Origin of the sequence: Luteolibacter pohnpeiensis (assembly GCF_016595435.1) — a bacterium.
Classification (GTDB): Bacteria; Verrucomicrobiota; Verrucomicrobiia; order Verrucomicrobiales; family Akkermansiaceae; genus Luteolibacter; species Luteolibacter pohnpeiensis.
This window is the reverse complement of the sequence record NZ_JAENIJ010000058.1, coordinates 1-8,933: the sequence shown is the minus strand read 5'-3', so window position 1 is coordinate 8,933 and position 8,933 is coordinate 1. Positions and strand designations below refer to the sequence as shown.

General features: G+C 51.8%; 10 protein-coding genes. 8 read left to right on the top strand and 2 right to left on the bottom strand.

Annotated elements, in window-relative coordinates:
• The 5 genes from JIN85_RS19180 to JIN85_RS19160 all read left to right on the top strand — a co-directional run.
• The coding region (locus JIN85_RS19180; protein ID WP_200273868.1) for a permuted SH3 domain-containing protein at positions 1 to 358 on the top strand (358 nt) is incomplete at its 5' end.
• A gap of 5 nt (positions 359 to 363) precedes the next feature.
• Positions 364 to 1,515, top strand: coding sequence for a prenyltransferase/squalene oxidase repeat-containing protein (locus JIN85_RS19175; protein WP_200273866.1), 1,152 nt, complete (start codon positions 364 to 366; stop codon positions 1,513 to 1,515).
• 71 nt (positions 1,516 to 1,586) lie between these two features.
• Positions 1,587 to 2,516 (top strand): hypothetical protein, encoded by a 930-nt coding sequence (locus JIN85_RS19170; RefSeq protein ID WP_200273864.1) that lies wholly within the window; start codon positions 1,587 to 1,589, stop codon positions 2,514 to 2,516.
• A gap of 7 nt (positions 2,517 to 2,523) precedes the next feature.
• Entirely contained in the window at positions 2,524 to 3,189 is a 666-nt protein-coding gene (locus JIN85_RS19165) for a YdjY domain-containing protein (protein WP_200273862.1), read from the top strand.
• A complete protein-coding gene (locus JIN85_RS19160) occupies positions 3,186 to 4,331 on the top strand; it encodes a prenyltransferase/squalene oxidase repeat-containing protein (RefSeq protein WP_200273860.1) in 1,146 nt (381 codons plus the stop codon). The genes JIN85_RS19165 and JIN85_RS19160 overlap by 4 nt, the downstream gene beginning before the upstream one ends.
• Positions 4,332 to 4,351: 20 nt before the next feature.
• Here the strand turns inward: JIN85_RS19160 and JIN85_RS19155 are convergent, their stop codons facing one another.
• The gene (locus JIN85_RS19155; RefSeq protein WP_200273858.1) at positions 4,352 to 5,374 is read right to left on the bottom strand and encodes a potassium channel family protein; all 1,023 of its coding nucleotides are present in this window, start codon (positions 5,372 to 5,374) and stop codon (positions 4,352 to 4,354) included.
• Positions 5,375 to 5,469: 95 nt separating this feature from the next.
• Entirely contained in the window at positions 5,470 to 5,955 is a 486-nt protein-coding gene (locus tag JIN85_RS19150) for an LURP-one-related/scramblase family protein (RefSeq protein ID WP_200273856.1), read from the bottom strand.
• Positions 5,956 to 6,071: 116 nt separating this feature from the next.
• Between JIN85_RS19150 and JIN85_RS19145 the strand changes: the two genes are divergently transcribed.
• The 3 genes from JIN85_RS19145 to JIN85_RS19135 all read left to right on the top strand — a co-directional run bounded on the left by JIN85_RS19145 (position 6,072) and on the right by JIN85_RS19135 (position 8,753).
• Positions 6,072 to 6,527, top strand: a complete 456-nt coding sequence (locus JIN85_RS19145) for a DUF5069 domain-containing protein (protein WP_200273854.1) — start codon at positions 6,072 to 6,074, stop codon at positions 6,525 to 6,527.
• A gap of 444 nt (positions 6,528 to 6,971) precedes the next feature.
• Positions 6,972 to 7,715: a hypothetical protein gene (locus JIN85_RS19140; protein ID WP_200273852.1), complete on the top strand. Its 744-nt coding sequence runs from the start codon at positions 6,972 to 6,974 to the stop codon at positions 7,713 to 7,715.
• Positions 7,716 to 8,417: 702 nt separating this feature from the next.
• A complete protein-coding gene (locus JIN85_RS19135) occupies positions 8,418 to 8,753 on the top strand; it encodes a DUF6980 family protein (protein WP_425494638.1) in 336 nt (111 codons plus the stop codon).
• The last annotated feature ends 180 nt before the right edge of the window (positions 8,754 to 8,933 follow it).

Sequence of the window (8,933 nt, the reverse complement as noted above, 5' to 3'; positions counted from 1 at the left end):
CGCAAGCGGCCGCGAGGATCTCGCTCTAACAGCCAGCGTCAAAACCGTGTCTTTAATTCCGGAACTGGATGGACGATATCGGGTGGATCTATTGCCCGGTGCCACGGCTCAACACCAGCCAGCGATCTCAACTGGCATGAATCTCTCCTGTCACTTTGTGGTTCATCAAAATCCTGCCGTCGTCGTCCTTCCCCAGAAGGCCTTGCAGTCGACTGCGGATGGAACGTGGACCGTGAACTTGAAACTGGCTGATGGTAAAACCGAAGCTCGCCCGGTCAAACGAGGCCAGGTTTCCGGAGATCAGGTGGAGATTCTCTCCGGCCTCGAAGAAGGCCAAGTCGTCGTCATCTCAGATTAAGCATCATGATCCGCCAGCTCGTCATTCTGCTTTTTGCCGCCACCGTATTACGGGCGCAGGAAAAGCCAGACGCCGTTGTGAATCCTGAAACGGTGGCAACCTCCATGCGTCGAGGTGTCGACTTTTTGGTTTCCCATCAAAATCCGGATGGCTCGTTCGGCAGCGCGCGTAAGACCAAGGATTTGAACATTTACGCGCCCCTTCCCGGCGCACATCAAGCGTATCTGGCCGGCTCCAGCGGACTGGCGTTATCGGGACTGCTCGATAGCGGGGATCAACGTCCCGAAGTGTTGGAAGCCATTCGCAAAGGCGCTGCCTGGGCCGAGGAAAATTTGCCAAAACTCAGGCGCGCGGACCAGACCACGACCTACAATGTTTGGGGGCACGCCTACGGATTGCGCGCCATCACACGACTATACCGGATCGCCAAAACTGACGAGGAAAAGGCAAAATGGAAAAATCTGGGCCAAGGGCAAATCGAGCTGCTGAACCGCTATGAAGATGTCAATGGCGGCTGGGGATACCTCGATCTCTATGATGGGCTAACCACGCAAAAACCATCCGGCATCACGACCTCTTTCATGACGGCAACCGCCCTGCTTGCAATGCATGAAGCGAAAGAAGTCATGGGAGTCAAACTGGACGAGCATGTGGTAACGAGCTCGCTCGACAGCATCGAACGGCAACGGACTCCGGACTTTTCCTACGTGTATTCGCAAGATCACGTCATGCGTCCACGGCTACCAATCAATCGACCTGCGGGGTCTTTGGCGCGCAGCCAGGCTTGTAACGCCGCGCTGCGGGCATTTGGCAAAGACATCGTGACCGATGAGGTGATCACGACCTGGACAGATCGATTTGTCGCCCGCGAAGGATTTCTCAGCATCGGTCGTAAACGCCCGGTCCCGCACGAATCGTTTTTCCAGATATCGGGCTACTTTTATTACTACGGTGTCTATTATTTCACCGAATCCGCCAAATTCCTTCCTGCGGAAAAACAGCCGGAGCATGCTGAAAAATTGGCCCAGATCATCTTGTTCCGGCAGGAAAAAGACGGCTCCTGGTGGGACTACCCGCTTTACGATTACCATCAAGCCTACGGGACCGGTTACTGCCTGATGGCCCTGGCATGGTGCCGGGATCACCTCAAATCGTAAGCTCGCAACGGAGCTCTCTAGGCATCGGGATTCAGCTTCCAATCTTCGAGGTCTGACTTCAGTCTGTGCCCATGCGCGTTCCGATCTCCATTTCCATCCTTCTTGCCTTGCTTGTCTTGGGAGGAACTTGGTGGTGGAACACCCGCGAGATGGATTTTTTAACGCCGCCGAGTGAGGCAAAACTCGCGGCCATCCGTGCTCAAGTATTATCTACCGTCCCGGAAGATCCGATCATTCCGCCTGTTGCTGAAACTCCCGATCAGTCGAATGGAGAAACTCCAGCCGAGGAGTCGCTTCCAGAAACCGAGCCGGTTCCGGAAATTGAACTGGGAGACATCGATTCCGCCCCAGGGCTCCCGGCTTATCAAAACATTGCCACCCAGGGCGCGGCCCATATGTTGGCGCTTTCCAAGTTATTGGCATCCAAGGGCCAGTTTGAACGATCATTGCTGGCGCTGGAACGTATTCTCGACAGCACCAACCCCGATCCGATCCAGGCATCGGAAGCGATCGAATCCATCCGTCAATTGAGACCAACGTTACCGGACTGGAACATTGATCCGAACGGAGTGATTCCGATCGTCCTGCACGCCCACACCAGCCGGGAGCTGGAAAGTTCCATCAAACCGGCTCTTGATCAATTGGCGAAGCAAATCGAGCGGGCGTCGTCCGGCATCCTCAAGGCGGAAATCGACCTTACCACCGGCAAGCCGGCTGCCGCGAATGCAGCAACCCTGGTTGCGATCCACCTTTCTGGTCCGGCGAAAAATAACGTTTCCACGGAAGTGCTATCATTCACCGCAGACGATTCATCAGAAATGACCAGGGATTTGGCGAAAAGTGTTTATCGATTGGTGAACAATCTCCTCCAACGCACGACCACACTCAGTCCGTTGTTACCCCTTAGTGAGGGCGATGACCCGCTGGATGCCATGCAGTTCAAAATTACCAGACTTGCCTGGAAAAATGTCGGAATGGCATTAGCATCCACCGCGGAATAAGTAGCATATGAGAATTTGGCTCACCACACTCCTGCTCATTTTCACGGCAACACTTGGCGTTGCGGAGGAGGAACCAGCTCCTGAAACCGATCAAAAACCATCCATCGAGCAGATCGATGCCACTCATTTCAAGATCGGGAAAATCAGTTTTAATAGCAAAACACGGGAGATCGAATTCCAGACAACCGTGAATATGGATGAGGGTTTGCTGGAATTTCTACTCGTTCACGAAAATGGCAAAATCCATGAGTCCCTACTCTACACGGACATTTCCGCCACCAACCTCAATATTGCCCTCACGCTGCTTCACTACAAACCGACACACGGTGAAACCTTGGAAAAAGCATCGCGTCTTCAAATTTCCCTGAAATGGAAAGAAGGCGATAAAGAGCGCACGGCCACTGCCAATGAATTGATCCAGCATTCTGTCAAAGCCAGCGCCATGCCAGCTGGCCCCTGGAAATATTTCGGCTCAGCGGTCAGTAACGGCAAATACCTTCCACAAATCACAGGCGATCTGATCGCCATTTACACCACCCAAAGTGCGATCATCACTTACCCCGGGGAATCCAATGACGATGATACCGTTTGGTTCCCCTACCCCAAGCGAGTCCCTGCCGTTGGCACACCCGTGACCCTGATCATCAGCCCTTACCCAGAAGACAAACCATGAAAAAACTCATCACTCTTTTTTCGCTTTCGGTCGGCTTGCTGCATGCAGCCCCAAATTCCGATCGTTACATTTCGCTCAAACAGGAAATGGCGCAGGCAATCGCCCGAGGAAACCATTACTTGTTAGAGCAGCAAAAAGAAGATGGTCACTGGGACGATGACGGTTTGCCAGCGTTCACCGCTCTCGCCCTGAACGCGTTGGCAAGAGACCCGAATCATCCCGCCAAAGATGGCCTGTCCGAACCTGTGCAAAAAGGCTACGACTGGTTGCTGAGCCAGCAGAAGGAAGATGGCGGAATCTATAACCGGGGTTTGTCGGTTTATAACACCGCAACTTCACTTACTGCATTGGTGGCAGCTGAGAACCACGATTTTAATCCAGCCATCATCAAGGCTCGCAAGCATTTGATCGATAACCAATGGGACAAAGGCGAAAAGGGCAAAACCGATGATCCGAACGATGGCGGCATCGGCTATGGATCTCACAACGACCACACCGACCTCTCAAACACCCATTTTGCGATTGAGGCCTTGGCCCTGTCGAAAAAAGTGATCGAAGATGGTGAATATGGCGATCAACCGGATCTCGACTGGCAGGCTGCCATTACGTTCGTCTCGCGATGCCAGAATCTAACAGAAACCAATGACCAGAAATGGGCTTCGGACGATCCAAAGAACAAAGGTGGATTCATTTACAATTCGCTGGAATCAAAGGCCGGTGAAGATGAACTGCCAGACGGTGGTTCCGCACAACGTTCCTACGGTTCGATTTCCTACGCCGGTCTTCTTTCCCTCATCTATGCCAAGCTTTCCCAAAACGACCCGCGCGTCGTTGCTGCAAAGGAATGGATGGGAAAAAATTATACCATGACTGAAAACCCAGGCATGGGTGAGCAAGGACTTTATTATTATTATCAAGCCATGGCCAAGGCTCTGACTGCGGCCAACATCAACACGCTTCCTCTTGAAAACGGCAGCCAAGCAGACTGGCGGAATGACTTGGGAACCAAATTGCTGACCCTGCAAAAATCTGATGGCTCATGGGCCAATGGCAATGGACGCTGGATGGAATCCAATCCGGTTCTGGTTACCGCATATGCTGTGATTTCGCTTGAGCAGCTCTACGCTTCCATCCCGGAGTAGTTCTCATACCTCGCCGCGGATCATTCCCGTTCTTTTTCTAACAAAAGACACAGATTGGATCCGCGGCTGACGGTAACCACACCGTCGCCAGCGTTGAGGACGACCTCACGCCCCGGCCTTAATTCGGTTCCGCCATCCTTGCGATGCAAGGCCACCACGATCATTCCACCGTCTTCGTGAGATTCCAGATCGGCCACGGTTTTTCCGACAAACCTTGAATATTTCGGCACGATCGATTCTTCCATCTGCAGTCCTAGATCGACCAAATCTTCCCGCAGATGATGGGATTTTTCAGAGTCATCGATCAGTTGCTCCGCTTCTGGAAACAGGATCAGGTGGGAAACCCGCTCCGCTCCGATGTGAGCCGGCAGGACCACCCGGGTCGCGCCAGCTTGGATCAACTTGCGCTCAGTCGCCGGGTCTTCCCCTCTGGAAATGATTCTCAACTCGGGATTCAGATCCCGCGCGCTGAGTGTGATGAACACATTGCTCGCATCCGAAGGTAAGACCGTTGCCAAAACCGATGCTTTGGCAATACCGGCTTCGATCAGGACGGATTCACGGGTCGCCTCACCTTCAAGTGTTAGATAGCCCTCCTCCCGCGCGGTTTCCAATCGTCGCTCATCCTTATCGATGATTACGAACGGTCGCTGACCGGCTTTGAGATCTGCGGCGACCATCCGTCCGATCCGGCCGTAGCCGCAAATGATGACATGTTTGTTCAGTTTTTTTAATTCGGCACTCATGCGTCTATCTCCCAATGCTCGAAGGATTTGCCCTGCTAATAGAAATTGAACCAACGCGCCACTCACGAAGATGACGCTGAAGCAACCCAGGACAATGATTGCCATGGTGAGATCTCGTAAACCTTCCGCTTCGATCGGCCGGACTTCGCCGTACCCGACGGTGAAGATCGATATCACCACCATGTAAATCGAGTCGGATAGATTCCAGCCTGCAGACAAATAGCCCACCACGCCGAACACCATGACTGCGATCATGAAGCAAAGTCCGTAGACTAAATTTCGAGTTGGCTGGGGCATTCCTGATATTGTTTCTCTGGACATCCTGCACACCGAGGATGGGAAATCCACCATCGATTCCAGAGATCATGAGGCGATGAGCGGATTGGTGAGAATCAATCGTCATTGTCATGACAAATCAAGTCGATCACCACTGCCGTTGCGAGCAATGAGACCACATCTTCGCCATCTGCGATTTCAATGCCATAGTGATCGCTCCAGGAGAACCAGCGTTTGGTAATGATCGCGACCGTTCGCCCGTGGCGTTTGAATTTATATTCATGATCCATGAAGTCCCCTTCAGCGACGTAATCCAGATCTCCGGGGCCATCGACTGAGAATTTGCAGGAAAAGAACGTAAACATTTCCTTTTCCACCGTGGTCACCGGTTGCCCGGGGCGAATGATTTCATAGGTTTTCCCCCATGTGAAAAGGCGCTCGCGGATTGCTGCCAGCTCCCTGCCCGCCATGTCTTCAAAAGTAAGATGGTCTCCAAAGCTGAAAGCTTTGCCATCAACTCTGTAGCAATCATTTTCCTGATCGTCCCGAATGATGAAATCATCGCCGAATGACCAGAGCTTTTGCTTCAAGATATATCTCATGGAGAATGGTTACTCCACTTACCCGCAAAGGTCGATTGAATCTTCGATTCGGCTAGCAACCGAATAAGCACTCGCTCCCGCTTGCAAGCTTCCCATTTCCAGTGTGGAATGGAGGCATGACCAATCCACATCCTACCATCATTCCCGGCCTGCGCAGTCCATATGAACTTGTCGGCATGGTTGTTCATTTCGGACGGATGTTGGATAAGATTCGGTTGAATGCGGAAGGCAAATTACCAGCTGAGTGGGTTGCCGCCAAAGGCATCGAGAATCCCCGGAGCTTTGATTCACGCTGCTGCAATTTCCTCAAAATCGACTACGCGGAGCTCGAAACAGAAACCCTGAAAGGCAGGACCGATTCGGAAATGCTCGAATGGGCATTTCTTCATGGCCGTCGCCCGTCAGAAGACGAAATCCAAATTTGGAATGCATTCATGATGAAACTTGGCTGGCGTGACCCCATTAAGGAACGTGTCACGATTCGATTGGCAGAAATCGGCATGCCCCCCGGAACGGTGGAAACCATGTTCGATTTCATTGACCTCGATGAAGGCCGGGCACTTCGCTATTGAGACAGGCTGATGCTGAACGCAAAATTACCCGGTTTGTAAAGCTGTCCGGTGGATTTCTGGACGAGTGTGATGCCCATCACCTAGGTTTCCAGATCCAGATAGCGGGTCAGTAATTCGTTGTCATGCCGTAGGTGTTGCAGCATCGGTAGCGCCTGTAAATTTCGTTGCAACCAGTGGAATCCATCATTCTCAGGGGCAAGGTTGGCGTAAACAATGCCCGCGTTTGCGTCAGATCGACGAATTCTTTGCTGCCAACCGGAAGATCCAGCAGTCCCTTTTCCGAATCCTCCGTGTTTGCCCGCGTCTCGAACCCGATTCTACTTTCTTGCCAGCTAGGCTGCCTCTGATCTTACGGACTTTACGCGCATCGCCGATAATCACAACGAAGAAAGTTTACACACGGTTGACAGACATAGCTCCACTCGTATGTCATAGTAACTGCCTATGAGTGTTCAATTCACGAACAAAGCAAGAACACTTGGCATCTTGATGGCGCTGATAGCAATATTCGCTTTGATCGCGTTGACACACTTCCCGCAACAGTCACGCCCCTCTAATAAACCATGGATTAAGTATCGTACAGCAAGCAACAGACAGAACCAACTGCCCACAGAGTTGTCTCATCGGCTGGATGCGCGACTGGAGCAAGCCAGAATTCTCGAGACAGAAGAAAAAACTGCACTCAATTTATCCAAGAAAATCGTCACTGAAGCTTTTATCCCCCCTAGATTTCTTTACGTGGGTGAGGAACACATCCCATCTACCTTGGTCGATGAAGCTGCACACTTGAAGGGCTCACAGCTGCGTGTTTTGATTCGGGAACTAAGGAAGAATCCTGACATTTCAGGCACAGATCGGGCACTCCTTATTTCACTCACTTTGGAAGCATGGTTGAGCGCGAATAAACACAACCCGAAGCAATCATTATGGCAAGCTCTCGATATCATTCAAGAAACGCTTCAAGATCTTCCCCCCGGGTATGATATCCTTCCTGTAAGTTCCGCGATGGGACCATCCCTAGAGTGGGACTTGCCGTTGTGGGTTGATTTCATAGAAGACAACTGGGGTCGCTGGGACAAAACTTCCAATGGTGAAGTTCTGCGCAGGGATTTGCTGAGTAAATTGAAGGATCCGCAGTTGAGAATACGTGTCGTGAATCTTTCCTCTGGCGACAGTTCAACGAACTGACATAAATAACTAATAACCGCCTCGCGGGCACCGGGGTATTCAAGCCAAGTCCAAGTGGAGTTCCTTCCGGCTCAGTGAAGCAGAGGAACGTACTCGGTTCCCATGGCGTCCGGGTCCAATCAAGCGCCATCACAATCTCCTTGCCCTCCTCATAACGAAACGAAACCGGAATCCCCGCCGACTGTCCACGGTGGTTGTGATCGAAATCGATGATCGGCCGGACGTTGTCAGCCAAACACCGCGAAAGATCAGCCTGCAAACTCGCAGTGATCCCTGCCCTTGCTGAGTCGGCACCTTCACCGTGATTTCCTTTGGTTTGCCGTCGATCCTAGGATGGATCGCGTGTTCGCCTTTTGGGATAAAAACGATTTCAGTTTGAACAGCTGATGCCGCAGAAACGAAAAGCTTCACAGATCCAGCGAAGCATCAGCAGCTGGGAAAAGTCGATGCAGTCGAGTCGTCCTTCACCAGATTCAGTCCCAAGACAATCGACCAATCCTGATCATTTGGGGTATATGGCACATTCATATCCAACCCCGAAAGACATTCAGAATTCTTCACAATCCAAAATTTCAACACCTCCCCATAAAGCTTCCGAATCGCTATTAATCTGCCACTTACAAAACATCAGAACCTAAACTATTGACAATAAAGTCGCGATATCTAATATGCATCGGAACGAATTACACTGTTCTGCAAAAAATGAAGCACTGCTGCCAACGCATGAAATCTGCGGTTGCGAGCGAATGCGAGCAGCACGTGGGTCGCCGGGATTGCCCCGATGCGCTGATCAATTACTCAGCCAAGTTCGATGAGTATGGAATCATCGTTCACGACGGTGGATCGTCATCAATCTCGATTGATTACTGCCCATGGTGCGGATCAAAGCTCCCTGAACCACAGCGCGATCGTTGGTTCGATGAACTTGAGAAGCTTGGGATTACCGATCCTATCGAGCAGGAGATTCCCGAAGTTTTTGCCGACGGACGTTGGCGGAACAATAAGAAGCAGAACAAGTCGCAGCACCCAACCGCCTGACCCGCTCCGAGTTAAATTTTTCCGTGATTACCAACCTCAACCCACAGTCAACGCGCGGCTGCCACCAGGCGGGTGGTGTGCTATGACGTTCTACTGAAAATGATCAGGCCACTACATACTGCGGTTGCGACGGTGCTGGCATGCGGAGCGTGTTTCGCTGCGCCGGTCTCCTCGGACACG